The sequence below is a fragment of the Pseudomonas vlassakiae genome (assembly GCF_014269035.2).
GTDB lineage: Bacteria > Pseudomonadota > Gammaproteobacteria > Pseudomonadales > Pseudomonadaceae > Aquipseudomonas > Aquipseudomonas vlassakiae.
The window spans coordinates 359,143-382,832 of sequence record NZ_JABWRP020000004.1 but is presented as its reverse complement, the minus strand read 5'-3'; the positions used below and the strand labels follow the sequence as shown (position 1 = coordinate 382,832).

At 63.4% G+C, this 23,690-nt stretch carries 25 protein-coding genes and 1 other RNA gene; 16 read left to right on the top strand and 10 right to left on the bottom strand.

The annotated features are described in order from the left end of the window. The first annotated feature begins 60 nt into the window (after positions 1–60). Positions 61–735: a gamma-glutamylcyclotransferase gene (locus tag HU738_RS07965; protein WP_186601944.1), complete on the top strand. Its 675-nt coding sequence runs from the start codon at positions 61–63 to the stop codon at positions 733–735. A 65-nt stretch (positions 736–800) separates the two neighbouring features. On the opposite strand, the gene HU738_RS07960 is transcribed toward HU738_RS07965, so the two are convergent. Beyond that, on the bottom strand, positions 801–1,778 hold the full coding sequence (locus HU738_RS07960; RefSeq protein ID WP_186601942.1) for an NADPH:quinone oxidoreductase family protein: 978 nt from the start codon (positions 1,776–1,778) through the stop codon (positions 801–803). Positions 1,779–1,934: 156 nt separating this feature from the next. On the opposite strand from HU738_RS07960, the gene HU738_RS07955 reads away from it, so the two are divergent. Both HU738_RS07955 and HU738_RS07950 read left to right on the top strand, forming a co-directional pair. Then, positions 1,935–2,339: a flagellar basal body-associated protein FliL gene (locus HU738_RS07955; RefSeq protein WP_186601940.1), complete on the top strand. Its 405-nt coding sequence runs from the start codon at positions 1,935–1,937 to the stop codon at positions 2,337–2,339. Between the two features lie 131 nt (positions 2,340–2,470). Next, a complete protein-coding gene (locus HU738_RS07950; RefSeq protein WP_186601938.1) occupies positions 2,471–2,911 on the top strand; it encodes a type II toxin-antitoxin system PemK/MazF family toxin in 441 nt (146 codons plus the stop codon). Positions 2,912–3,065: 154 nt separating this feature from the next. On the opposite strand, the gene HU738_RS07945 is transcribed toward HU738_RS07950, so the two are convergent. Next, a complete protein-coding gene (locus HU738_RS07945; protein ID WP_186601936.1) occupies positions 3,066–3,518 on the bottom strand; it encodes an EVE domain-containing protein in 453 nt (150 codons plus the stop codon). 179 nt (positions 3,519–3,697) lie between these two features. Between HU738_RS07945 and HU738_RS07940 the strand changes: the two genes are divergently transcribed. Continuing rightward, positions 3,698–3,847 carry a hypothetical protein gene (locus HU738_RS07940; protein WP_176507540.1) on the top strand — a complete coding sequence of 50 codons (150 nt, stop codon included), beginning with the start codon at positions 3,698–3,700 and terminating at the stop codon, positions 3,845–3,847. Positions 3,848–3,865: 18 nt separating this feature from the next. Here the strand turns inward: HU738_RS07940 and HU738_RS07935 are convergent, their stop codons facing one another. The 4 genes from HU738_RS07935 to HU738_RS07920 all read right to left on the bottom strand — a co-directional run bounded on the left by HU738_RS07935 (position 3,866) and on the right by HU738_RS07920 (position 5,227). Then, a complete protein-coding gene (locus HU738_RS07935) occupies positions 3,866–4,474 on the bottom strand; it encodes a 5-formyltetrahydrofolate cyclo-ligase (protein ID WP_186601934.1) in 609 nt (202 codons plus the stop codon). A 56-nt stretch (positions 4,475–4,530) separates the two neighbouring features. Then, positions 4,531–4,710: non-coding RNA, 6S RNA (ssrS, locus tag HU738_RS07930), on the bottom strand. 17 nt (positions 4,711–4,727) lie between these two features. Next, positions 4,728–5,048, bottom strand: a complete 321-nt coding sequence (locus HU738_RS07925; protein ID WP_054883897.1) for a cell division protein ZapA — start codon at positions 5,046–5,048, stop codon at positions 4,728–4,730. Beyond that, on the bottom strand, positions 5,045–5,227 hold the full coding sequence (locus HU738_RS07920; RefSeq protein ID WP_031322377.1) for a TIGR02449 family protein: 183 nt from the start codon (positions 5,225–5,227) through the stop codon (positions 5,045–5,047). Before HU738_RS07920 ends, HU738_RS07925 begins: the two co-directional genes overlap by 4 nt. 182 nt (positions 5,228–5,409) lie before the next feature. Here HU738_RS07920 and HU738_RS07915 point away from each other — a divergent pair, with 182 nt between their 5' ends. The 10 genes from HU738_RS07915 (at position 5,410) to gcvP (ending at position 17,704) form a co-directional block, all read left to right on the top strand. Beyond that, complete coding sequence (locus tag HU738_RS07915) at positions 5,410–5,964, top strand: YecA/YgfB family protein (RefSeq protein ID WP_176507542.1); 555 nt, start codon at positions 5,410–5,412, stop codon at positions 5,962–5,964. Positions 5,965–5,986: 22 nt separating this feature from the next. Continuing rightward, on the top strand, positions 5,987–7,321 hold the full coding sequence (pepP, locus tag HU738_RS07910) for a Xaa-Pro aminopeptidase (protein WP_186601932.1): 1,335 nt from the start codon (positions 5,987–5,989) through the stop codon (positions 7,319–7,321). Continuing rightward, complete coding sequence (ubiH, locus tag HU738_RS07905) at positions 7,318–8,517, top strand: 2-octaprenyl-6-methoxyphenyl hydroxylase (protein ID WP_176507544.1); 1,200 nt, start codon at positions 7,318–7,320, stop codon at positions 8,515–8,517. Before pepP ends, ubiH begins: the two co-directional genes overlap by 4 nt. Continuing rightward, a complete protein-coding gene (locus HU738_RS07900) occupies positions 8,514–8,996 on the top strand; it encodes a DUF4442 domain-containing protein (protein WP_176507545.1) in 483 nt (160 codons plus the stop codon). The genes ubiH and HU738_RS07900 overlap by 4 nt, the downstream gene beginning before the upstream one ends. Before the next feature lie 9 nt (positions 8,997–9,005). After that, positions 9,006–10,223: a 2-octaprenyl-3-methyl-6-methoxy-1,4-benzoquinol hydroxylase gene (locus HU738_RS07895; protein ID WP_186601963.1), complete on the top strand. Its 1,218-nt coding sequence runs from the start codon at positions 9,006–9,008 to the stop codon at positions 10,221–10,223. Positions 10,224–10,338: 115 nt separating this feature from the next. Further along, positions 10,339–11,340, top strand: coding sequence for an extracellular solute-binding protein (locus HU738_RS07890; protein ID WP_176507546.1), 1,002 nt, complete (start codon positions 10,339–10,341; stop codon positions 11,338–11,340). Positions 11,341–11,374: 34 nt separating this feature from the next. Beyond that, complete coding sequence (locus HU738_RS07885; RefSeq protein ID WP_186601931.1) at positions 11,375–12,997, top strand: ABC transporter permease; 1,623 nt, start codon at positions 11,375–11,377, stop codon at positions 12,995–12,997. A 123-nt stretch (positions 12,998–13,120) separates the two neighbouring features. After that, the gene (gene gcvT, locus HU738_RS07880) at positions 13,121–14,203 is read left to right on the top strand and encodes a glycine cleavage system aminomethyltransferase GcvT (protein WP_186601930.1); all 1,083 of its coding nucleotides are present in this window, start codon (positions 13,121–13,123) and stop codon (positions 14,201–14,203) included. Positions 14,204–14,251: 48 nt separating this feature from the next. Then, on the top strand, positions 14,252–14,635 hold the full coding sequence (gcvH, locus tag HU738_RS07875) for a glycine cleavage system protein GcvH (RefSeq protein ID WP_054883889.1): 384 nt from the start codon (positions 14,252–14,254) through the stop codon (positions 14,633–14,635). A gap of 195 nt (positions 14,636–14,830) precedes the next feature. Continuing rightward, on the top strand, positions 14,831–17,704 hold the full coding sequence (gene gcvP, locus HU738_RS07870; protein ID WP_186601929.1) for an aminomethyl-transferring glycine dehydrogenase: 2,874 nt from the start codon (positions 14,831–14,833) through the stop codon (positions 17,702–17,704). Positions 17,705–17,760: 56 nt separating this feature from the next. On the opposite strand, the gene HU738_RS07865 is transcribed toward gcvP, so the two are convergent. The 3 genes from HU738_RS07865 to HU738_RS07855 form a co-directional block, all read right to left on the bottom strand. Next, a complete protein-coding gene (locus HU738_RS07865; RefSeq protein ID WP_060513227.1) occupies positions 17,761–18,075 on the bottom strand; it encodes a DUF2388 domain-containing protein in 315 nt (104 codons plus the stop codon). A 90-nt stretch (positions 18,076–18,165) separates the two neighbouring features. Next, positions 18,166–19,842 (bottom strand): GspE/PulE family protein, encoded by a 1,677-nt coding sequence (locus tag HU738_RS07860; protein ID WP_186601928.1) that lies wholly within the window; start codon positions 19,840–19,842, stop codon positions 18,166–18,168. 97 nt (positions 19,843–19,939) lie between these two features. Beyond that, entirely contained in the window at positions 19,940–20,257 is a 318-nt protein-coding gene (locus tag HU738_RS07855) for an ACT-like domain-containing protein (protein ID WP_186601927.1), read from the bottom strand. Positions 20,258–20,383: 126 nt separating this feature from the next. On the opposite strand from HU738_RS07855, the gene HU738_RS07850 reads away from it, so the two are divergent. Continuing rightward, on the top strand, positions 20,384–20,854 hold the full coding sequence (locus HU738_RS07850; RefSeq protein WP_186601926.1) for an Lrp/AsnC family transcriptional regulator: 471 nt from the start codon (positions 20,384–20,386) through the stop codon (positions 20,852–20,854). A gap of 91 nt (positions 20,855–20,945) precedes the next feature. On the opposite strand, the gene HU738_RS07845 is transcribed toward HU738_RS07850, so the two are convergent. Then, positions 20,946–22,313 (bottom strand): CYTH domain-containing protein, encoded by a 1,368-nt coding sequence (locus HU738_RS07845; RefSeq protein ID WP_186601925.1) that lies wholly within the window; start codon positions 22,311–22,313, stop codon positions 20,946–20,948. 115 nt (positions 22,314–22,428) lie between these two features. Between HU738_RS07845 and argE the strand changes: the two genes are divergently transcribed. After that, positions 22,429–23,571 carry an acetylornithine deacetylase gene (gene argE, locus HU738_RS07840; protein WP_186601923.1) on the top strand — a complete coding sequence of 381 codons (1,143 nt, stop codon included), beginning with the start codon at positions 22,429–22,431 and terminating at the stop codon, positions 23,569–23,571. Positions 23,572–23,690: the final 119 nt, after the last annotated feature.

The window sequence follows — 23,690 nt, the reverse complement described above, 5'->3', positions numbered from 1 at the left end:
GCCGCGTCGCCAGCGCCTCCAGCTTTATGCGTAGTACACAGGGAATAATGGCGGCAGCTTATGTCGGCACTTGAAAGTTTGTCCTGGGAAGTTACCTATCCACCGACGCTCGACTTCGGCCAGCAACTGACCCGTGAGCAATTGCTCAACTCCATGCAAACGACCATGTCCCGCCATGAAGGTGGCCCGGTCTGGTTGTTCGCCTATGGTTCGTTGATCTGGCGCCCGGAATGCAATTCCGTGGAGCGCCAGCGGGCTCGAGTGCATGGTTATCACCGCGGGTTGTACCTGTGGTCGCACGAGCACCGGGGTACGCCGGAAACGCCAGGCCTGGTGTTTGGCCTTGATCGCGGCGGTTCTTGCAGCGGTTTTGCCTACCGTCTGGAGGAAAGCAACCTCGACGATTCACTGATGGCCCTGTGGCAGCGGGAGATGCCTTACCCAGCTTATCGGCCGCACTGGCTTAGCTGCCGACTGGGTGATGGCAGCAAGGTCCAGGCCTTGGGCTTCGTACTGGAGCGGCACTTGCCGTGTTATGCAGGCAACTTGCCGGATACGTTGCTTAGCCAGATTCTGGCCAGTGCCAAAGGGCGCTACGGCACCACGCGGGATTATGTCGAGCAGACACTGAATGCGCTGCGCAGCCATCAGATGCCTGATCGCAACCTCGAGGCGCGGTTCCGGCGCTGTCATAGCTTGCACGGGCCTCTTCGCGGCGGTTCGGCGCCCCGATAAACCCGCTCCCACAGGGATCGCACAATCCTGTAGGTGCGGGTTTACCTACAGGAGGCCGGTCCTGCCTACCTGGCCAGTACCACCAACTTACCCACAGCCCGCCGCTGCCCCAACGCGTCAATGGCGGCCCCGGCTTCAGCCAGTGGATAAGTCTTCGACACCAAGGGTTTCAGCTTGCCCTCGGCATGCCAGGCAAACAGCTGCCGGAAGTTCGCCGCATTGTCCTCGGGCTGGCGCTGGGCAAAGGCCCCCCAGAACACCCCGAGCACAGCGGCCCCCTTGAGTAGCACCAGGTTTGCCGCCATCTGCGGAATCGTCCCGCTGGCAAAGCCCACCACCAGTAGTCGGCCCTGCCACGCCAGTCCACGCACGGCCTGGTCGAACAGCTCACCGCCTACCGGATCGTAGATCACATCCACGCCCTGGCCACCGGTCAGGCGTTTGATTTCTTCCTTGAGGCTGGCCTGGCTGTAGTCGATCGTTTCGTCAGCCCCTGCGGCCTTGGCAACGGCAAGTTTCTCGGCGCTGCTGGCTGCGGCGATCACTCTTGCGCCCATGGCCTTGCCAATTTCTACCGCTGCCAAGCCAACACCACCGGAGGCACCGAGCACCAGCAGGGTTTCGCCGGGCTGCAGTTGGCCGCGCTGCTTCAATGCATGTATCGAGGTGCCATAGGTCATGCCGAACGCGGCGGCGGTGGCAAAATCCATGTGCTCGGGGATTGGCATCACGTTGTAGAACGGCACCGCCACCTGCTCGGCAAATGCTCCCCAGCCGGTCAGGGCCATCACCCGGTCGCCGACTTTGAAGGCCCCAGCCCGTTCGCCGACCGCTGCGATCACCCCAGCGGCTTCGCCACCCGGTGAAAAAGGCAGGGGGGGCTGGAACTGGTATTTGCCTTCGATGATCAGCGTGTCGGGGAAGTTGACCCCGGCGGCCTGCACATCGAGCAGGATCTCGTTCTTCTTCGGCACCGGACTCGCCACTTCCTCCAGCACCAGGTCACGAGCTGGGCCCAGGGTTTTGCACAACACAGCTTTCATCGGGCTATTCCTTTGCGTGTAGTGGCCGATAAGTGTAGGAGGGTCGTCTGCCGGGTCAACGAGCATGGCCCGCCCTGATGTGCTGGCATAAGCCTGGGCTTGGGTTTGAACGGCATGCTGGGTAAGCTGGCGCCAATTGTTTTGAGGAGCGAATTCGTGAAAGCGTGGATCTTGATGGTACTGGCGCTGATGCTGCCAGCGGCGGCCATGGCCGAGGAAGCCAAGGAAGGGGAGCCGAAGGTTGCCTACATCACCCTGAGCCCGCCCTTCGTCGGCAACTACGCCCTCGATGGCAGCCCCAAGCTGCGCGTGTACAAGGCCGATGTGGCCCTGCGCGTAACCGGCGATGCTGCGGCGGCTGCGGTCAAGCACCAGGAGCCGTTGATCCGTAATCAATTGGTCGCACTGTTCACCCAGCAGACGGTGGATAGCATGAGCAACGTCGAGGCCAAGGAGAAGCTGCGCCAGGAAGCGTTGAAGCAGGTGCAGCAGGTGATGGAATCGGAAGAGGGCAAGCCGATTGTCGAGGATCTGCTGTTCAATAACTTGATTGTGCAGTGATTAGGCTTTTCTGATGGCACCTATGGCGTAGGAGAACTCTATCTTTCCTGTAGGCCTGCCAATTTTCGACTCGTGATGTCTCTACCACGCTAGATTGCGCATGGGTTCAGGCGTTCGAGAGAAGTTGGCAAATGCCATTGAGGTATCAGCCAAAGGAAGCGACGGTGCTGATGTGCGATTTCTCAGGTTTTCAGGTACCTGAGATGGTCAAGATTCGTCCGGTCGTTGTCCTTCGCAAACATAGCCATAATCAACAATTGGTGACGATAGTGCCACTGAGTACGACGGAGCCTGAGCGGTTGGCCAGGCATCATGTCGTGTTGCCTAGTTATCTGCCGGGCTCTGCTTTGGCATGCTGGGCCAAGTGCGACATGGTTTACACCGTCTCCATAACCAGATTGGACAGGTGTCGCATCAAGTCGCGCCGAGGTGGTGGTCGAGAGTATGTGGTATTGACGATGCAGCCTGAGCATTTTGCCGCTGTACGGGAAGCTGTCAGCTTTGCGCTGGGCTTCACACATCCGGCAACAGTGCCGACAGTTGTCAGTGGCATGCAGGATGCACCATACTGAGTGCGTTCCCGAGAGGGGCTTGTGAGACTCTGCGGATCCTGGTCTATCCAGCAATTACAGAGCCGGGCAGGTAACAGGCGATAACAAGCCTACCTGTCTGTGAGTAGGGCGCCGCAAGGCGCCCTTTGTCTTTATTGGCCTGTGTGGAACCGGTTCAGCGCGCCAGCGCAATGATCGCCGCCCACTGCTCTTCAGTCACCGGCATCACCGACAGCCGCGAGCCTTTCTGCACCAGCGGCAGCTCTGCCAGCGCACTCTGCTGCTTCAGCAAACCCAGCCCCAGCACCTGACGGAAAGTTTTCACGTGGGCCACATCTACCGCGCTCCACGGGTTCTTCTCGGCATTGGCCTTGGCGTCGAAATAGTGGCTTTCCGGGTCCAGTGCCGTCGGGTCAGGGTAGGCCGCTGCAGTGATTCGAGCGATGCCGGCAATGCCCGGCTGCGGACAGCTGGAGTGGTAGAAGAAAAACTCGTCGCCTACGCTCATGGCCCGTATGAAATTGCGCGCCTGATAGTTGCGTACGCCATCCCAGCGCGCCTCGCCCAGCCGGCCAAGGCCTTCGATCGAGAGTTCTTCGGGCTCGGATTTCATCAGCCAATAGGCCATGGATACTGCTCCTGAAAAGGTTTGAAATAACCTGTTGCACGAAACCGACAGCCGGTTGGCGTCAACGTTTGCGTTGTCGACTCAGGTTGTCGGAAAATGCGCCGATTTTAAAGCTAGACGCTCCGGCGGCACCGAGAAGGTCGCCGAGCCTGAACGTATGCCTAGGGGGGCATTCTTCGATGAACCAACGCAAACCGGATCTACTGTGGATCCTGGTCTTCATCTTTGGTCTTGGTGTGGTCACCACCGGTTATGCCCAGGGTATCTGGGAGCGCAAGCTGGATACCGCCTATCAGACACCGGTCGACGCTACCCTGCAGAAACGCTGAACTACCCGCTAACGCCGCTCAGGTCGGCGCCAGGTACCAGCTGCGGTCGCTGACCGTCCCTTGCAGCGGTACGTCCCAACTGGCTTGCGTCAGTCGCTCGACCTTCTGGCACTCATGCGCCAGCCCCAGCAGCAATGGTTTCTTCCAGGTCTTGCGACGTGCCTGGTAGGCCAGGCTGCGGTCGTAGAACCCCCCGCCCATGCCCAGTCGCCCACCGACCTCATCGAAGCCGACCAGTGGCAACAGGATCAGGTCCAGCGACCAGACCGGGCGCTGGCGCCGACGGTCGGTCAATGGCTCGGGAATACGGAAGCGGTTGCGCTTGAGTTTTTCGCCCTGCTCGAAACGCTGGAACACCATGCGTGTGCGCGGCCAGGCATGCAGTACCGGCAGGTAAGTGCGCTTGCCCCGGCGCTGAGCCTCGCGCAGCAGCAGGCGCGGGTCGATTTCACCGTCGTTGGGCAGGTACAGGGCGATATGCCGGGCGCGGCGAAACAAGGGGTGCTGCGCCAATTGGCGGTACAGGCCGCGTGAGGCCTGGTGCTGCTGTGCGGGTGTCAGGGCGCGGCGGGCATTGCGAAGCAGGCGACGAAGCTGGGGGCGGGAAAGCGACGCAGTTTCGGTCATGGCACTGGTTATCCCAGGTGTCGGATTGCCCAGCTGAGCGCTCGGCAGGAGGAATCAGGCTCCCCGATAAGACCGCTATCGGTGTAGCCCTTGAACCCGAAAGTTCAAGGTGGAGATTGCAGGGGGCGTTAAGGCTTTCCGTCGGGCGGACATGCACACCGGCCCCAGCGTGCAACCCCCGTGGTTGTGCGTATCGGCTCAGGGACATAACCGACTGGCGCATCCCCCAGGGAGTGGCGCCAGTATACCAATCTCAGCCGTTTTTGGTACCCGCATCGTCGGACAACGCCTGATCGACCCGCTCCAGCAGGTCCCGCACCTGTTCACGGCTGGTGCCACTCACTGGGGCGTCGGCGCGATCCTCCTGGCGGTGCAGCATCTCGTGAGTGATATTCAACGCCGCCATGACCGCAATGCGGTCTGCACCGATCACCTTGCCGCTGCTGCGGATCTCGCGCATCTTGCCGTCCAGGTAGCGCGCGGCGCTGACCAGGTTGTTGCGCTCTTCCGGCGGGCAGATGATCGAATACTCCTTGTCGAGGATCTGCACGGTGACGCTATTGCTTGAACTCATGAGTCTTGCTCCAGGGCCTTCAGGCGTAAAATCATCGACTCGACCTTGCGCTTGGCGATCTCGTTCTTTTCGATGAGGTGGGCGCGCTCTTCGCGCCAGGATTTTTCCTGAGCTACTAGGAGTGCATTTTGCCGTTTTAGTTGCTCGATGCGTTCAATCAGCAACTCGAATCGGCTCATCAGCGCTTGCAGGTCGTTCTCTTGCGTGGGTTGCACTCGATTCGCTCCGTCGTTGAATCACCCTGCGAGGATGCCTCTCCCGGCGCAGCGGCGGCCAGTGCCGATGGTCTTGGCGCGCCTGCCGGTGCTAGGATACAAGGTCTTCATTCTAGTCAAATGCGCCGTCTGGCGCCTAGCCGACCATGCCTAATACTCAATCGCCTTACGTTGCCTTCGCCATGCTCCTTTCCAGCAATGGCCACCCTGTAACCCCTGCCGAACTGCACGGCCTGCTGATCGGCCGCAGTTGTGCCGGCGCAGGCTTCGATGCCGAGGCCTGGCTGGCTGATGCCGCCCAACTGCTGGAAACCGAACCCGGTGACGCCGTGCGCAATGCCCTGATCGGCCTGCAGGAGATGGTCAAGGGCGAGCTGAGCAGCGAAGACATGGCCATTGTCCTGCTGCTGCCGAGCGACGATGCGGCACTTGCCGACCGCGCCGAAGCGCTGGGCCAGTGGTGCCAGGGTTTCATCACCGGCTTCGGCCTGAACGCCGGGGGGCAGGACCTGTCTACCGAAGCCAAGGAAGTGCTGCAGGACCTGGTGGCCATTTCCCAGGTCCAGGAAGCCCTCGAGGAATCCGAAGACGGCGAAAGCGACTACATGGAAGTCATGGAGTACCTGCGCGTCGCACCGCTGCTGCTGTACACGGAGCTGGCCGCGCCTGCCGCACCCGCACCAAAACCTTCGCTGCACTGATCAACCGGGGGTAGTTCTGCCCATGAGCCACATACCCAAGGCCGAGTATGCCCGTCGGCGCAAGGCGCTGATGGCGCAGATGGTCCCCAACAGCATCGCCATTCTGCCCGCCGCCGCCGTTGCCATCCGCAACCGCGACGTCGAGCACGTGTACCGCCAGGACAGCGATTTCCAGTACCTCAGCGGCTTCCCCGAGCCTGAGGCGGTGATTGCACTGATCCCTGGCCGCGAGCATGGCGAGTACGTGCTGTTCTGCCGCGAGCGCAACCCGGAGCGTGAGCAGTGGGACGGGCTGCGTGCCGGCCAGGAAGGCGCAATCCGTGACTATGGCGCGGACGATGCCTTCCCGATCACCGATATCGACGAGATCCTGCCGGGCCTGATCGAAGGCCGCGAGCGGGTCTACAGCGCCATGGGCAGCAACGCTGAGTTCGACCGCCGGTTGATGGACTGGATCAACGTGATCCGCTCCAAGGCGCGCCTCGGCGCCCAGCCGCCAAACGAGTTCGTTGCGCTGGATCATCTGCTGCACGATATGCGCCTGTATAAATCGGCAGCGGAAGTGAAGGTGATGCGTGCGGCTGCGCAGATCTCTGCGCGCGCCCATGTGCGCGCCATGCAGGCCTGCCGGGCCGGGTTGCACGAGTACAGCCTGGAAGCCGAGCTGGACTACGAATTCCGCAAGGGTGGGGCGAAGATGCCGGCCTACGGCTCGATCGTCGCCGCCGGGCGCAATGGCTGCATCCTGCACTATCAGCAGAATGATGCGCCGCTCAAGGATGGCGACCTGGTGCTGATCGATGCCGGTTGCGAGATCGATTGCTACGCCAGCGACATCACCCGCACCTTCCCGGTCAGCGGGCGTTTTTCGCCCGAGCAGAAGGCGATCTATGAGCTGGTGCTCAAGGCGCAGGCTGCCGCCTTTGCCGAGATCGCCCCGGGCAAGCACTGGAACCACGCCCATGAGGCGACCGTGCGGGTGATCACCGAGGGCCTGGTGGAGCTCGGTTTGCTCAAGGGTGAGGTGCAGGCGCTGATCGACAGCGAGGCTTACCGGGCTTTCTACATGCACCGCGCCGGGCACTGGCTGGGCATGGACGTGCACGATGTCGGCGAATACAAGGTCGGTGGCGAGTGGCGGGTGCTGGAGCCCGGCATGGCACTGACTGTCGAGCCAGGCATTTACATAGCCGCCGACAACCAGGAGGTCGCGAAGAAATGGCGCGGCATCGGTATCAGGATCGAGGACGACGTGGTAGTGACCAAGCAAGGTTGTGAAATTCTGACCTCGGGTGTGCCCCGCACGGTTGCCGAGATCGAGGCGCTGATGCAGGCTGCGCGCAAGGACGCGGCATGAGTCGGGTCAACCTGGCGATCATCGGTGGTGGTCTGGTGGGCGCAAGCCTGGCTTTGGCCCTGCAGGCAGGCGCCAAGGCGCGCGGCTGGAAGATCCTGCTGATCGAGCCGTTCGCCCCCGGCGACAGCTTCCAGCCCAGCTACGATGCGCGCTCTTCGGCACTGTCGTTCGGTACTCGGCAGATCTACCAGCACCTCGGCCTTTGGCAAACCATCAGCCCGCGCGCCGAGCCGATCCGGCAGATCCAGGTTTCCGACCGTGGCCGTTTCGGCGCCACCCGCCTGGACGCCATGGAAGAAGGCGTGCCGGCCCTGGGATACGTGGTGGAGAACGCCTGGCTCGGGCAGTGCCTGTGGCAAGGGCTGGACAGTGAGGTGGTGAGCTGGCGCTGCCCGGCCGAAGTGAAGGCGATGCAAGCCATCGAGGGTGGCTACCGCCTGCTGCTGGACGACGACACCAGCCTGGAGTGTGACCTGGCGGTGCTGGCTGACGGTGGCCGCTCCGGCCTGCGTGAGCAGTTGGGTATCCACGTGCGCCGTACGCCCTATGAGCAAAGCGCGCTGATCGCCAACATCACACCCGGCGAGGCCCACCGCGGCCAAGCCTTTGAGCGTTTCACCGAGCAAGGTCCCATGGCCTTGCTGCCACTGCCGGAAAACCGCTGCGCGCTGGTCTGGACGCGGCAGGGGATGGATGCCAAGCGTCTGGCCGAGATCGACGAGCGCAGTTTCCTGCGGGAGTTGCAGGATGCCTTTGGTTATCGGCTCGGCGGCCTGCGCCAAGTCGGTGCCAGGCATCTCTACCCGCTGGCACTGATCGAAGCCCAGGAGCAGGTTCGTCCACACCTGGTGGTGCTGGGCAACGCCGCGCACAGCCTGCACCCGATTGCCGGCCAGGGTTTCAACCTGTCGCTGCGTGATGTGCAGGCGCTGGCCGACGCGCTGCTGCTCGGCCCGCAGCATCCGGGCGATCTCGCCACTTTGCAGGCCTATCACCAGCGCCAGCGTCTCGACCAGGCCCTGACCATCGGCTTCTCCGACCAGGTCACCCGCCTGTTCGGCAGCAACCAGCCACTGCTGGCGGCCGGGCGCAACATCGGCCTGCTCGGGCTTGACCTGTTGCCACCGGCAAAAAGCTGGTTCGCTCGCCAGGCCATGGGCCTCGGGACCCGCCCCGATCCGCGGGGCCAGGCATGAGCAACCCGCGCAGGCTGGCGCGCCGCGCGCGCATGTTGCGCTGGCTGCTGAATGTCTACCCGCCGTACCTCGGCGCAGGCATCCACATCCAGCACATCAGCCCGGACATGCGCAGCGTCAAGGTACGCATGAAGCTGACCCGCTGGAATCGCAATTACGTCGGTACCCAGTTCGGCGGCAGCCTGTATTCGATGGTCGACCCGTTCTACATGTTGCTGCTGATCGAGCAGCTGGGCCGCGAATACATTGTCTGGGACAAGGCTGCCAGCATCGATTTCATTGCGCCGGGCAAGGGCACGGTGTACGCCGAATTCCACGTCGATGACGCGCTGCTGGACGACATCCGCCAGCAGACGGCCACCGGCAAGAAGTACCTGCCGCGTGTGCAGGTCGATATCCGTGACGAAGCCGGCGAGCTGGTGGCACGGGTCGATAAAACCCTATACGTGCGGCTCAAGCCGCAAGCGAGGCAGGCGTAAGGCATGGAAATGCGCGCAGATCTGTTGATTGTCGGTGCCGGTATGGTCGGCAGCGCCCTGGCCCTGGCGCTTCGCCACAGCGGCCTGGAAATTGTCCTGCTCGACGGCGGCCCGCTGTCGGTCAAACCGTTCGACGCCGATGCACCGTTCGAGCCGCGGGTCAGTGCCCTGTCGGCGGCCAGCCAGCGCATCCTCGAACGCCTCGGGGCCTGGGACGGCATCGCCGGGCGGCGCGTGTCGCCGTATTCCGACATGCATGTGTGGGACGGCAGCGGTACCGGTCAGATACATTTCTCGGCCGCCAGTGTGCATGCCCAGGTGCTCGGCCATATCGTCGAGAACCGGGTGGTGCAGGACGGGCTGCTGGAGCGCCTGCACGATAGCGACATCGGCCTGTTGCCCAATGCCCGCCTGGAGCAGCTGCGCCGCTCCGGTGACGAATGGCTGCTGACCCTGGCCGATGGCCGTCAGTTGCGTACGCCGCTGGTGGTGGCCGCCGACGGCGCCAACTCGGCGGTGCGCCGCCTGGCTGGCTGCGAGACGCGGGAGTGGGATTACCTGCACCATGCGATCGTCACCAGTGTGCGCTGCAGCGCCGCGCACCAGGCCACCGCCTGGCAGCGCTTCACCGACGAGGGGCCGCTGGCCTTCCTGCCGCTGTCGCGTGACGGCAAGCAGGATTGGTGCTCGATTGTCTGGTCGACGACTCCGGAGCAGGCCGAGCAGATCATGGCGCTGGATGAGCCGGCTTTCCTCAAGGCTTTGGCGCGGGCCTTCGAGGGGCGACTGGGTGAGGTGCTGGAGGCCGACCCGCGCGTCTGCGTGCCGTTGCGCCAGCGTCACGCCAAGCGCTACGTGGACGAAGGGCTGGTGCTGATTGGCGATGCCGCACACACCATTCACCCGTTGGCCGGGCAAGGCGTCAACCTGGGCTTTCTCGATGCTGCGGTGTTGGCCGAGGTGCTGGAGCATGCCAGCGAGCGCGGCGAGCAGTTGGCGGATGTGAAAGTGCTCAGCCGTTATGAGCGCCGGCGCATGCCGCACAACCTTGCGTTGATGGCGGCAATGGAAGGTTTCGAGCGGTTGTTCCAGGCCAATCCGTTGCCGTTGCGCTGGTTGCGTAACAGCGGGTTGAAGCTGGTGGAGCAGATGCCGGAGGCCAAGGCGATGTTCGTGCGCCAGGCGTTGGGGCTGACCGGGGACCTGCCGGAACTGGCCAAGGCTTGAGACCACGGGGGCGCTTTGCGTCCCTCTGCAACATCCGGTAACTGCTCTGATGATGAGCTGGAAAATGGGATTCACTACCATTTGCGCCTCTCATACGATCCGAGGAGTGCTTTCCATGTTGCCACGCAAGCCCCTACTGGCCGCCCTGGCCCTGACCCTGTTCGGCGGCACCGCTCAGGCGGCGGACGAAGTGGTGGTGTACTCCTCGCGCATCGACGAGCTGATCAAGCCGGTATTCGACGCCTACACCGCCGAGACGGGGGTCAAGGTCAAGTTCATCACCGACAAGGAAGCCCCGCTGATGCAGCGCATCAAGGCCGAGGGCGAGAACGGTGTGGCCGACTTGCTGCTCACCGTCGATGCCGGCAACTTGTGGCAGGCCGAGCAGATGGGCATCCTGCAGCCGATCAAGTCGGCCATCATCGACCAGAACATTCCACCGCAGTACCGTGCCTCATCCCATGACTGGACCGGCCTGAGCCTGCGCGCACGGACCATCGTCTACTCCACCGAACGGGTAAAGCCGGCTGAGCTGAGCACCTACGAAGCCCTTGCCGACAAGCACTGGGAAGGCCGCCTGTGCCTGCGCACGGCGAAGAAAGTTTACAACCAGTCGCTGACCGCCACGCTCATCGAGAACCACGGTGAGGCCAAGACCGAGCAGATCGTCAAAGGCTGGGTCGGCAACCTGGCCACCGATGTGTTCTCTGACGACAACTCGGTGATCCAGGCCATCGAGGCCGGCCAGTGCGATGTCGGGGTGGTCAACACCTACTACTACGGTCGCCTGCACGCGCAGAACCCGAAACTGCCGGTGAAGATATTCTGGCCCAACCAGGGCGACCGCGGCGTGCATGTCAACCTGTCGGGCATCGGCCTGACCAAGCATGCGCCGCACCCGGAAGCCGCGAGGAAGCTGGTGGAATGGATGACTGGCGAGAAGGCGCAGAAGCTGTTTGCCGACATCAACCAGGAGTTCCCGGCCAACCCGAAGGTCAAACCGTCGGACGAAGTGGTGGCTTGGGGCAGCTTCAAGGCTGACAGCATTCCCGTTGAAGTGGCCGGCAAGCGCCAGGCCGAAGCTATTCGTCTGATGGATCGCGCTGGCTGGAATTAAGTAGCAGGCCGCCAGCGCAATCGAGAATCCAACCTTGCCCCATACTGCCCAACGCCGCTGGTACCTCCCGGTCACCCTGACCGCCGCCCTGGTGCTCCTGCCCCTGAGCGTGCTGCTGCTGTCCTGGCAGTCGGTCGACCTGCAGATCTGGTCGCACCTGCTCGACACCCAGATGGGGCGCCTGCTGGGCAATACCGCAACCTTGGTGGTCGGCGTTGGTATCGGGGTGACCCTGCTCGGCGTCAGCCTGGCCTGGCTGACCAGCCTCTGCGAGTTCCCCGGCCGGCGCTGGCTCGACTGGGCGCTGATGCTGCCGTTCGCCATCCCGGCCTATGTGCTGGCCTTTGTCTTCGTCGGCTTGCTGGACTTTGCCGGCCCTGTGCAGAGCGCCTTGCGCGAGGTGTTCGGGCCCATGCGCCTGCCACGGGTCCGCTCCACCGGCGGGGTGATCTTCGTCCTGGTGCTGGTGTTCTACCCCTACGTCTACCTGTTGGCGCGCTCGGCGTTCCTGGCCCAGGGCAAGGGTTTGATGGAGGCCGCCCGGGTACTCGGCCTGTCGCCCGTGCAGGCCTTCTGGCGGGTGGCTTTGCCAATGGCGCGGCCTGCGATTGGCGCGGGCGTCGCCCTGGCGCTGATGGAGACCCTGGCCGATTTCGGTGCAGTGGCGGTGTTCAACTTCGATACCTTCACCACGGCGATCTACAAGACCTGGTACGGCTTCTTCAGCCTGTCCAGCGCAGCCCAGCTGGCCAGTCTGCTGCTGCTCGCGGTAATGCTGGTGCTGTACGGCGAGCGCCGCGCCCGTGGCGCAACCCGCAGCGGCAACGAACGCCCGCGCGGGCATGCGCTCTATCACTTGCGCGGGGCCAAGGCGCTGCTCGCCAGCGGCTGGTGCCTGCTGGTGTTCGCCTGCGCATTCGTCATTCCACTGCTGCAGTTGCTGGTGTGGTGCTGGCAGCGCGGTCGGCATGACCTGGACGAGCGGTATGTCGGCCTGGTGCTGCACACGCTGTACCTGGGCGGCATGGCCGCTCTGATCACCGTTTGCGTGGCATTGCTGCTGGCTTTCGCCCGCCGTCAGGCGCCGACGGCCGGCATTCGCGCTGGCGTTGGCCTGGCCAACCTGGGCTATGCCTTGCCTGGCTCGGTGCTGGCGGTCTCCATCATGCTGGCATTCAGTTACCTCGACAATCAGCTGGTCATTCCGCTGTCCACCTGGTTGGGTGGTGCAGGCAAGCCGCTGCTGTTGGGCAGCCTGGCGGCCTTGCTGCTGGCTTACCTGGTGCGCTTCATCGCCGTGGCCCATGGCCCGTTGGAGAGCAGCCTGGAGCGCATCCGCCCCTCCTTGCCGGAAGCCTCGCGCAGCCTTGGCGTCGGTGGCGTGCGGTTGTTTTTCAAGGTGTATCTGCCGCTGCTGGTGCCAGGGGTCTTGAGCGCCGCGTTGCTGGTGTTCGTCGATGTGCTCAAGGAAATGCCCGCCACCTTGCTGATGCGCCCGTTCGGCTGGGACACCCTGGCCGTCAGGGTGTTCGAGATGACCAGCGAAGGCGAATGGGCGCGTGCCTCGCTGCCGGCGTTGACGTTGGTGCTGGTAGGGCTACTGCCGGTCATCGGGCTGATCCGTCGTTCAGCGCGTCGTCCGGGTCACAGTCACTAAGGATGCCAGCTTGCGCCCTTGCGGCTACAATGCGCGGCATTCGCGCGGCGGGTCCTACAAGAAGAGCTGACGATCAAACGTCATCGACCGCCGCCGCTTCGCCACGCCCGGAAGGAGAAACCCATGGGACAGCGCACGCTTTTGTACGACTTGCACCTGGCGCTCGGCGCCAAGACGGTCGATTTCGGCGGCTGGGACATGCCGCTGCACTATGGCTCGCAGGTCGAGGAGCACCATCAGGTGCGCAGCGACTGCGGTGTCTTCGATGTTTCCCACATGACGGTCATCGACATTGCCGGTGAAGATGCCACTCCCTGGCTGCAGCGTTTGCTGGCCAACGACGTGGCCCGTCTCGACAGCACTGGCAAGGCCCTTTACAGCCCATTGCTCAACGAAGACGGCCGGGTCATCGACGATCTGATCGTTTACCGTACCCAGAGCGGTTACCGCCTGGTCACCAACGCGACCACCCGGGCCAAGGTCACCGAGTGGTTGCAGCGGCAGAGCGCCGGTTTCAGCGTATCGTTCGACGTTCGCCCCGACCTGGCCATCCTCGCCATCCAGGGGCCGAATGCCCGCGAGAAAGTCGCCGCGCTGCTGAGCCCTGCCCGTGCCGCGCTGATCCGTGAACTGCGCCCGTTCGAAGGTGTTGCCGAAGGCAACTGGTTCATTGCCCGTACCGGCTACACCGGTGAAGACGGCCTGGAGATTATCCTGCCGGGCGATCAGGCCGTCGCCTTCTTCAACGACCTGGTTGGCGCCGGCATCGCGCCGAGCGGCTTGGGCGCGCGCGATACCCTGCGCCTGGAAGCCGGCATGAACCTGTACGGCCAGGACATCGACGAAAGCCACACCCCGTTGACCTCGAACCTCGGCTGGTCCATTGCCTGGGAGCCGGCAGAGCGCAACTTTGTCGGCCGTACCAGCCTGCTGGCGGAAATCGAGCGTGGCGTGCAGGAAAAACTGGTTGGCCTGGTGCTGGAGGAGCGCGGCGTTCTGCGGGCTCACCAGGTGGTTCGTGTAGCCGGGATTGGCGAAGGAGAGATCACCAGTGGTAGTTTCTCGCCTACGCTGAGCAAGTCCATCGCCCTGGCGCGCGTGCCCATGGCCACCGGTGACCGCGCCGAGGTCGAGATCCGCGGCAAATGGTACCCGGTGCGGGTGGTCAAACCGACCTTCGTGCGCCACGGCAAGATTTTGATCTGAACATTCAACGGCGGGCCGAACCGCTGACCCAAACGAGGAATTCAAGACATGAGCAATATCCCCGCCGATCTGCGTTTCGCCGAAAGCCACGAGTGGGCGCGCCTGGAAGCCGATGGCACTGTCACCGTCGGCATCAGCGACCACGCCCAGCAGGCGCTGGGTGACGTGGTGTTCGTCGAGCTGGCCGAAGTCGGCAAGGTGTTCGCTGCTGGCGACGCTGCTGGTGTGGTCGAATCGGTCAAGGCCGCTTCCGACATCTATGCCCCGGTTGCCGGCGAAGTGATCGCGGTCAACGAAGAGCTGGCCGACAGCCCGGAACTGCTCAACGAAGAACCTTACGCATCGTGGATCTTCAAGCTCAAGCCAAGCAACCCGGCTGATCTGGACAAGCTGCTGGATGCCGCTGGCTATAAAGCCGCTATCGGCGAGTAAAACCGCGTCGCCTGCTTCGCGGCTGAAGGCGCCCCTACAGGTACAGTGCCGCATTCAAGGCCTGTGCGTTCCCCTGTAGGAGCGGCTTCAGCCGCGAAGACGCGAGCCTGCTGAAACAAGTTTTCCCGCACCATCGCCGATCCCTTCCTAGACTTATAAGTCTCCATGAGACCTGGCTAGGAAGAGAGCGTCGACATGTCCCAGTCGCCATCCCTGCATCAACTGCAAGAGCTCAACCCTTTCCTGCGCCGCCATCTGGGGCCCGATGCCTCGGAGCAGCAAGCAATGCTCAGCACCCTTGGCCTCGACAGCCGCAGTGAGCTGATCGAGCAGACTGTGCCGCCTGGCATCCGCTTCAACCGCGCCCTTGACCTGCCACCGGCCCTCGATGAACAGGCTGCGTTGGCCAGGCTCGCCGGCTTCGCCGAGCAGAACCAGGTGTGGACCAGCCTCATCGGCATGGGCTACCACGGCACCGTCACGCCTACGGTCATCCTGCGCAATGTGCTGGAAAACCCCGGCTGGTACACCGCGTACACGCCCTATCAGCCCGAAATCGCCCAAGGCCGCCTGGAGGCGCTGCTCAACTTCCAGCAGATGGTCATCGACCTCACTGGCCTGGCGCTGGCCAACGCGTCATTGCTCGACGAGGCCACGGCAGCTGCCGAAGCCATGGCCCTGGCCAAGCGAGTGGCGCGCAACAAGAGCAACGCGTTCTTTGCCGATGAGCATTGCCATCCACAGACCTTGTCGGTGCTGAAAACCCGCGCCGAAGGGTTTGGTTTCCAGTTGATCATCGACGCGGTGGATAACCTCGCCAGGCACCAGGTCTTCGGTGCCTTGCTGCAATACCCGGATACCCACGGCGAGGTGCGCGACCTGCGCCCGCTGATCGACCAGTTGCACAGCCAGCAGGCCTTGGCCTGCGTCGCTGCCGACCTGCTCAGCCTGGTGCTGCTGACACCGCCCGGCGAGCTGGGTGCCGATGTGGTGCTGGGTTCGACCCAACGTTTTGGCGTACCGATGGGCTACGGAGGTCCGCACGCGGCCTACTTCGCCTGCCGTGACGAGTACAAGCGAGCGATGCCCGGGCGCATCATCGGCGTGTCCCGCGATGCGCGTGGCAACACGGCACTGCGCATGGCCCTGCAGACGCGAGAGCAGCATATCCGCCGCGAAAAGGCCAACTCCAACATCTGCACCGCTCAGGTGCTGCTGGCCAATATCGCTGGCTTCTACGCGGTGTATCACGGCCCGGAAGGCCTGCAGCGCATTGCCCAGCGGGTGCACCGGTTGACCTTTGTGCTAGCCGCAGGCCTTGAGGCCAAAGGCATCAAGCGCCTCAACCAGCACTTTTTCGACACCCTGACCCTCGATGTCGGTGGCGCCCAGGCAGCGATCATTGAAAGCGCCGAGGCTGCGCGCATCAACCTGCGCATCCTGGGGCGCGGCCATCTGGGTGTGAGCCTGGACGAAACCTGCAACGAAGCCACCGTGCAGCGGCTGCTCGACATTTTCCTGGGCGTCGATCACGGCCTGGACATCGCCGCGCTCGACCAGCAGGCGCTGCCCGAAGGCATTCCCGCTGCGCTGGTGCGACGCACGCCATTCCTCAGCCACCCGGTGTTCAACCTGCATCACAGCGAAACCGAGATGCTGCGCTACCTCAAGCAGTTGGAAAGCAAGGACCTGGCGCTGAACCAGTCGATGATCCCGCTCGGCTCCTGCACCATGAAACTCAATGCCACCAGCGAGATGATTCCCATCACCTGGCCTGCCTTCGCCCAGCTGCACCCTTTTGCCCCCGCCGCGCAGGCCATGGGCTACAAGGCGATGATCGATGAGCTGGAAGGCTGGTTGTGCGCGATTACCGGCTTCGACGCCATCTGCATGCAACCCAACTCCGGCGCCCAAGGTGAATACGCCGGGCTCATGGCCATCACCCGTTATCACCGCAGCCGCCATGAGCCCCAGCGCACGCTTTGCCTGATTCCATCGTCGGCCCACGGCACCAATCCAGCCTCGGCGCAGATGGCTGGCATGGAGGTGGTGATCGTCGATTGCGACGATGCTGGCAACGTCGACCTCGAAGACCTCAAGGCCAAGGCCCATGCCGCCGGGGCCAGGCTGTCGTGCCTGATGATCACCTATCCCTCGACCCATGGTGTGTATGAAGAGGGCATCCGCGAAATCTGCGAGGTAATTCACCAGCACGGTGGCCAGGTGTACATGGATGGCGCCAACCTCAACGCTCAGGTCGGTCTGGCGCGGCCGGCGGACATTGGCGCCGATGTTTCGCACATGAACCTGCACAAGACGTTCTGCATCCCCCATGGCGGTGGTGGCCCAGGCATGGGGCCGATTGGCATTCGTGCTCATCTGAAGCCGTTTGTCGCCAGCCATCCGGTCGTCCCGGTGCCGGGGCTGGACCCGAACAACACTGCAGTCAGCGCCGCGCCCTGGGGCAGTGCGAGCATCCTGCCGATCAGCTGGATGTATATCGCCATGATGGGCCCACAGCTTGCCGATGCCAGCGAGGTGGCGATCCTCTCGGCCAACTACCTAGCCAGCCAGCTCGGTGGCGCGTTCCCGGTGCTGTATCGCGGGCGCAATCAGCGCGTAGCCCATGAGTGCATTCTCGACCTGCGGCCGCTCAAGGCGCAGACCGGCATCACCGAGGAGGACGTCGCCAAACGCCTGATGGACTATGGCTTCCATGCCCCGACCATGTCGTTCCCGGTGCCGGGAACCTTGATGGTTGAGCCCACGGAAAGCGAATCGAAGGCCGAGCTGGACCGGTTTGTCGACGCGATGTTGGCGATTCGGGCAGAGATTGCCGAGGTGCAGGAGGGTAACTGGCCGGCAGAGGACAATCCGCTCAAGCATGCGCCACACACCCTGGCCGATGTATTGGCACCCTGGAACCGGCCTTACAGCCTGGAACAGGCGATTGCGCCCAGTGCCCACGTGCGCTTGCACAAGTACTGGCCAGCGGTGAACCGGGTCGACAATGTGTATGGGGACAGGAATCTGTTCTGTGCTTGCGTGCCGGTAGAGGCTTACCGGTAAGGCACAGGATCGGCGTAGGCCTCTTCGCGGGTAAACCCGCGAAGCAGGCGGCGCGGTTATTCGGCTACCGCGTTCTTGGCCAGGATGGCGTTGGCCAGATCCATGTCAGAGGCCTCAAGGCCTGGGTTTTCAGCGCGCACCTGCTGCAGCGCCTGCTCCAGGAACGGCCCGCGGATTGCGCCCTCGCTGGCGACGAAGCTGCCGGCGTCATCCTGCGCCGCGAGTACCAGCTTGTGATCGTGCGAAGTGATATAGCTCGACGCGGTGGTCGCGCCGGAGGTCATTACGTTACGCCAGAAGGTATCGGCCATGGCAGAGCCAACGGGCAGCGAAAGCAGGGCAGCCGCTGCAATGGCGGTTTTGAGACGCATGATGAAACACCTCGAAGGGTGAGGGTTGGGGGATGGCCGCTTTGATCCAGAGAAACGGGCGCAAGTTCCTTGAATACATGGGTTTTTTGCTCAAGAGCAGACCCGCAATACCTCCTCGGGACGGGTCAGCCCACGGGCCGCTTTCGCCTCCCCGCAGCTGCGTAAATCCTGTAACCCGTCGGCTAGAGCCTGGCGTTGCAGTTCTGCCAGGTCGGTGCTGGCGCTTATCCGTGCACGCAGGCTCTCGCTCGGGATCAACAATTCGAACAAGCCTGTGCGGCCACGGTAGCCGGTACCCCGACAGCCCTGGCACGGATCGCTCGATGGGAGGCCCTGGCACGTGTCGCACAACAAGCGCACCAGGCGTTGGGCCATGATTCCGCCCAGGGTCGCGCGGATCAGGTAGTCGGCCACGCCCAGCTCCAGCAGGCGGGTAATGGCGCTACACGTGTCATTGGTGTGCAGGGTCGAAAGCACCAGATGCCCGGTGAGCGCAGCCTGAACGGCCACCAGTGCAGTCTCGCGGTCGCGAATTTCGCCGATCATGATGATGTCCGGGTCCTGGCGCAGCAGCGCGCGCACGCCATCGGCAAAACCCAGGCCCAGGGCAGGCTGCACCTGCAACTGGTTGAACGCCGGCTCCAGCCGCTCGATCGGGTCTTCGATGGTGCACAGATTGACCTGTGGCGTAGCCAGTTGCTTGAGGCTGGCGTACAGCGTGCTGGTTTTGCCGGAGCCGGTAGGCCCGGTGACCAGCAGGATGCCCTGGCGGCGCTGCAGCAGTGTTTGCCACTGGGCCAGTTGTTCGCCCTCCAGGCCCAACTGGTCGAAGTTTTCCTGCAATTGCCGAGGGTCGAACAAGCGCAGCACCAGCTTTTCACCAAAGGGTGTAGGCAGTGTCGAAAGGCGCAGCTCCACCTCGCTACCGCCTGGCAGGCTGCTCTTTACCCGGCCATCCTGCGGCCGGCGCTTTTCCGCAACATCCATGCGGCCCAGGTGTTTCAGGCGGCTGACCACGGCGAGCGTGACGTTGGCCGGAAAGGTGTAGACCGTGTGCAGCAGCCCGTCGATGCGGTAGCGCAGATGGCCTTGTTCGCGACGCGGCTCCAGATGGATATCGCTGGCGCGTTGCTCGATGGCGTACTGCAGCAGCCAGTCGACGATATGCACGATGTGCGCGTCGTCTGCGGTGGCCTGCGCCTGACGCTTGCCGAGTTCAAGCAAATGCTCCAGCTCGCCCAGGCTGGCGGCTTGCTGGTGCTGCGCACCTTGTACCGAGTGCGCCAGGCGAAACAGCGACTGGCCCAGTTGGCGGAGTTGCAGCGGGCTGGCCAGTACGCGGCGGATTGGCTTGCCCAGGCTGCGCGCCAGGTCGGCCTGCCACAGCTGTTGACAGGGCTCAGCGCTGGCCACGGTGATGGCGTTGGCGTCGTTGGCCACGATCAGGATGCCGTGGCGTTGCGCGAAGGCCGGTGAGATCAGGCCATTGACCTGGGTCAGGTCGAGTTGCATGGGGTCGAGGCGCAGGTAAGGCTGGCCGACCTTTCGCGCCAACCACTGGCAGAGGGTGTCAAGATTCAGCCATTGGCCGGGCTGACTGCGGTCTTCCAGGCCCGCGGCCGCGATGGTTTCAAGCGGGTGGTGAGCAGTGTAGCGAGAGGCCTGTTCGCGAACCTGGCAGCAATCGTTGGCGTTCAGGTGCTGGTCGGCTTGCAAGGCATCCAGCAGGCTTTTGAGGTCGAGGGGTTGCTCGTTGGGGAGGAACATAACGGCGTCCGTACCTTCGGGGATCCTGATGCAAGGCTAGCCGGGCCAGGCTGGGCGAGGCGCGGCAAAGGTTTTCAGGATTTTGCGCCACCGGAGGTCAGATCACCGCCAGCTCCAGGCGCGCCAGGTTTTCCAGGCTCACGTCCGCGACGCACACCAGGTTGCGCAGTTTTTGTGCAATCACCTCCGCCCGATGCCAGCTCAGCCCGCCGATACCGACTTCGATATCGAGCCAGTCATCCTGCTGGCGGACATGCACCGTGTGCGGCGTGAGGAACTGCAAGGCAAACAAGTTGAGCACCCGGCACAGGGTATCCGGCTCGGCTTCGGCCTGCAGGCGATAGCGTACGTTGCTGTGGCTGGCGTTGGCGGCCCAGGCATCGCAGCGGGGCTGTGGGCGTTCGAGTGCGTTCATGCTGGTCTCCGCAAATATGGGAGAAATTTTTGCACGTCCAGGCCGGTATTTTTTCGCTATGATTCCATCAAATCCCGTGTGCTACCGATCGTTCAATTCGAATAAGTGTGGTTTGGAGAATTATTCATGCAAGGCGAACTGGATGCCTATGACCGACGCATTCTCGAACTCCTGCAAGAGGATGCATCGCTGTCCAGTGCGCAGATCGCCGATCGCGTAGGGCTGTCACAGTCCCCCTGCTGGCGCAGGATTCAACGGTTGAAAGAGGAGGGTGTAATCCGAGGGCAGGTGACCCTGCTGGATCGCAAGAAGGTCGGCCTTAATACGCAGATCTTCGCCGAGGTGAAACTGAACGCCCACGGCCGTTCCAACTTCGCCGAGTTCACCGAGGCGATCCGCGGCTTTCCGGAAGTGCTGGAGTGCTATGTGCTGATGGGGGCGGTGGACTTTTTGCTGCGTATCGTTACTGCGGATATCGAGGCTTATGAACGCTTCTTCTTCGAAAAGCTATCGAACGTGCCAGGGATCCAGGAAGTGAACTCGATCGTGGCGCTGTCGGAGATCAAGTCTACTATCAGCTTGCCACTCTCGAGGTGAGGCCTTCGCGGGCTCGCCCGCTCCCACAGGAATTGCACGAAGCCTGAATGCTGCGCAGGGCCTGCAGGAGCGGATTTATCCGCGAAGCGAATCAAGCCTTGAGCAGGTGCTTCCAGCCCCGGCTTTGATCTACAGCCCGAGCCTGCTCGATCCGCGCTTCCAGCACTTCATCGCTGATCGGCAGTTCCGCCAGCTCGTGCAGTTTTTTCAGGTCGCCATAAAGCCGGTCCATTTGCGGCGCTTCGAGCACCTGGCGGGCATGGTGCAGCCAGGCCAGCAGCTGTTCGATACGCGGCAGCTGCTCGGCCAGGTCTTCCGGGCGCTGGGTATACAGCGGCAGCTTCAGCGAGCGGCCTTCTTCGCCCAGCAGGTGCGCCAGCCAGCTGGCCAGCTGCGCCTTGCCCTGGCGCTCGCCACGGCCCTTGCGCTCCACGGTCCAGGCACGGGCCAGCAGCCAACGCGAAGTTTCCAGGGAGAACTGGCCCCAGCGTACGTCTTCGAGTTCGTCGCTGAACTGCTCTGGCGCCGCACGGCGGATGTCTTCGTCGTCATTGCCGGCCTGCACCAGCGGGCGCCAGTCTTCCAGCAGCGCATCGAGGCTGGCGCGCAGTTCGCGGGTGGTGGCGCGTGGCGCGGCCTGGCCCAGGCTGGCAACCAGTGCGCGCAGTTCGGCCAGGCACTGCACCCAGTCTTGCAGCAGGCGCCAGTGGCCATTGTGGCGGTACTGTTCGGCCAGGCGCTGGCTGCTGCCCAGCAATTGCCAGGCGAGCGCGGTGAAGGCATCGTCCACGGCCATTTCGGGGCTCAGCTCGGTCGCCGGCAGGCCCAGCTCGTAGCTGTCCGGCTCCAGCAGGCGGTAGCCGCGTTCGGCCTTGCTGATGTCGCACGGCATCAGTGGCAAGCTTGCGGCCAGTTCGGCGGCCAGCTCCAGCAGCGCTTCAGGGGCGCCTTCGCGCAGCTCCAGCTCCACCTCGCAGATCGCTTCCTTGCGCTTGCCAGCAATCACGAAGCCCTGGTCCAGCGCCGCTTCGATCACCACCTTGCTCTTGCCGCGGCCCCAGCTGATTTCAGCGTATTCGCGGGTGAAGTCGGTGGTGAACAGCGGCTTGATGGTTTTTTTGTCCAGCTCGGCCAGCTGCTCGGGCCAGCAGGTGGCGTCGAGTTTTTTCAGGTCGAGCTTGACCTTGTCCAGGTGCCATTCGTATTCGTTGCGTTCGGACAGCCCGGCGACGCTCTGGCCGCGGCACTTCAGGGTCTGGATGACCTCCTCGCCGTCGCGGCGCAGGCGCAGGGCGACACGGGCGGCGGAGAGGTCGCGCTCGGGGGTGTCGAAGTACTGATTCAGCAGCTCGCGGGTCTGCCAGCCGGACTTGTTGCGCTTTTTCAGCAGGGGGTGTTCACGCAGGGCGGCCAGGGTATCGCGGCTGGCGCGGAGCTTGAGTTCGGTTTCTTTGTGCATCACAGGCTCGAAGGAGGGGCGTCGTTGCAGGGCAGTCTACAGGAGTCGGCCGCCAACGGTTTATTCCAGACGGCGGATAGTCCTATGATGGGCAACGCTTCCGAGGAGTATGCGCATGCCGTTGCCGACGTTGAAAGACCAGTTTGCCGCCTTGATCGCCGCGCCCTCGGTCAGTTGCACCCAAGCCGCCCTGGACCAGTCCAACCGCCAGGTCATCGACCTGCTGGCCGGTTGGCTGGGCGATCTGGGCTTCCGTTGTGACATCCAGCAGGTCAGCCCTGGCAAGTTCAACCTGTTGGCTAGCCGCGGTAGCGGCCCTGGTGGCCTGGTGCTGGCCGGCCATAGCGACACGGTCCCTTATGACGAACAGCTGTGGTCCAGCGATCCGCTCAAGCTCACCGAGGCCGATGGCCGTTGGGTCGGCCTGGGTAGTTGCGACATGAAAGGCTTTTTTGCCTTGATCATCGAAGCGGTAATCCCGCTGCTGGAGCACGACTTCAAGCAGCCACTGCTGGTCCTAGCCACCTGCGATGAAGAAAGCTCCATGTCCGGCGCTCGCGCCCTGGCTGCCGCTGGCCAGCCGCTCGGCCGCGCAGCGGTGATCGGCGAGCCCACGGGCTTGCGGCCGATCCGCATGCACAAGGGCATCCTCATGGACCGCATCGACATCCTCGGGCGCAGCGGGCATTCGTCCGACCCGAGCCTGGGCCACAGCGCGATGGAGGCCATGCACGACGTGATGGGCGAGTTGATGAGCCTGCGCCGGCAGTGGCAGGCAACCTTCAGCAACCCGCAGTTCACCGTGCCTACGCCAACCCTGAACTTTGGTTGTATCCATGGTGGTGACAACCCCAACCGCATCTGTGGCCAGTGCGCCCTGGAATTCGACCTGCGCCCGCTGCCTGGCATGCACGTGGAGCAGCTGCGCGCCGCCATTCGCGGCAAGCTGCAGCCGGTGGCGGAGCGCCATGAGGTGCGTATCGACTATGCGCCGCTGTTCCCTGAGGTGCCGCCTTTCGAGCAGGCCGCCGATGCCGAGCTGGTGCAAGTGGCCGAGCGCCTCACCGGCCATCGCGCCGAAGCGGTGGCGTTCGGTACCGAAGCGCCTTATCTTCAGCAGCTGGGTTGCCAGACCATCGTCCTGGGCCCGGGCGACATCGCCTGCGCCCACCAGCCTGGCGAGTACCTTGAAATGTCACGAATCGAGCCTACCGTGCGTCTATTGCGTGACCTGATACGGCATTACTGCCTGTCCTAAACGAACACCTTGTCGATTCGTTCTTGCCTAGAGGAGACCGCGCGTGACCGCAAGCCTGTTCCGACGATGATCCTGAACGCCGTGTCATCCACCGTTCTCCGTCCCCTTTATCCACAGGC

Coding starts and splice junctions, on each gene's coding strand:
- HU738_RS07965 (WP_186601944.1), top strand. CDS start 61: ATGTCGGCACTTGAAAGTTTGTCCTGGGAAGTTACCTATCCACCGACG.
- HU738_RS07960 (WP_186601942.1), bottom strand. CDS start 1,778: ATGAAAGCTGTGTTGTGCAAAACCCTGGGCCCAGCTCGTGACCTGGTG.
- HU738_RS07950 (WP_186601938.1), top strand. CDS start 2,471: ATGCCATTGAGGTATCAGCCAAAGGAAGCGACGGTGCTGATGTGCGAT.
- HU738_RS07945 (WP_186601936.1), bottom strand. CDS start 3,518: ATGGCCTATTGGCTGATGAAATCCGAGCCCGAAGAACTCTCGATCGAA.
- HU738_RS07940 (WP_176507540.1), top strand. CDS start 3,698: ATGAACCAACGCAAACCGGATCTACTGTGGATCCTGGTCTTCATCTTT.
- HU738_RS07935 (WP_186601934.1), bottom strand. CDS start 4,474: ATGACCGAAACTGCGTCGCTTTCCCGCCCCCAGCTTCGTCGCCTGCTT.
- HU738_RS07925 (WP_054883897.1), bottom strand. CDS start 5,048: ATGAGTTCAAGCAATAGCGTCACCGTGCAGATCCTCGACAAGGAGTAT.
- HU738_RS07920 (WP_031322377.1), bottom strand. CDS start 5,227: ATGAGCCGATTCGAGTTGCTGATTGAACGCATCGAGCAACTAAAACGG.
- HU738_RS07915 (WP_176507542.1), top strand. CDS start 5,410: ATGCCTAATACTCAATCGCCTTACGTTGCCTTCGCCATGCTCCTTTCC.
- pepP (WP_186601932.1), top strand. CDS start 5,987: ATGAGCCACATACCCAAGGCCGAGTATGCCCGTCGGCGCAAGGCGCTG.
- ubiH (WP_176507544.1), top strand. CDS start 7,318: ATGAGTCGGGTCAACCTGGCGATCATCGGTGGTGGTCTGGTGGGCGCA.
- HU738_RS07900 (WP_176507545.1), top strand. CDS start 8,514: ATGAGCAACCCGCGCAGGCTGGCGCGCCGCGCGCGCATGTTGCGCTGG.
- HU738_RS07895 (WP_186601963.1), top strand. CDS start 9,006: ATGCGCGCAGATCTGTTGATTGTCGGTGCCGGTATGGTCGGCAGCGCC.
- HU738_RS07890 (WP_176507546.1), top strand. CDS start 10,339: ATGTTGCCACGCAAGCCCCTACTGGCCGCCCTGGCCCTGACCCTGTTC.
- gcvT (WP_186601930.1), top strand. CDS start 13,121: ATGGGACAGCGCACGCTTTTGTACGACTTGCACCTGGCGCTCGGCGCC.
- gcvH (WP_054883889.1), top strand. CDS start 14,252: ATGAGCAATATCCCCGCCGATCTGCGTTTCGCCGAAAGCCACGAGTGG.
- gcvP (WP_186601929.1), top strand. CDS start 14,831: ATGTCCCAGTCGCCATCCCTGCATCAACTGCAAGAGCTCAACCCTTTC.
- HU738_RS07865 (WP_060513227.1), bottom strand. CDS start 18,075: ATGCGTCTCAAAACCGCCATTGCAGCGGCTGCCCTGCTTTCGCTGCCC.
- HU738_RS07860 (WP_186601928.1), bottom strand. CDS start 19,842: ATGTTCCTCCCCAACGAGCAACCCCTCGACCTCAAAAGCCTGCTGGAT.
- HU738_RS07855 (WP_186601927.1), bottom strand. CDS start 20,257: ATGAACGCACTCGAACGCCCACAGCCCCGCTGCGATGCCTGGGCCGCC.
- HU738_RS07850 (WP_186601926.1), top strand. CDS start 20,384: ATGCAAGGCGAACTGGATGCCTATGACCGACGCATTCTCGAACTCCTG.
- HU738_RS07845 (WP_186601925.1), bottom strand. CDS start 22,313: ATGCACAAAGAAACCGAACTCAAGCTCCGCGCCAGCCGCGATACCCTG.
- argE (WP_186601923.1), top strand. CDS start 22,429: ATGCCGTTGCCGACGTTGAAAGACCAGTTTGCCGCCTTGATCGCCGCG.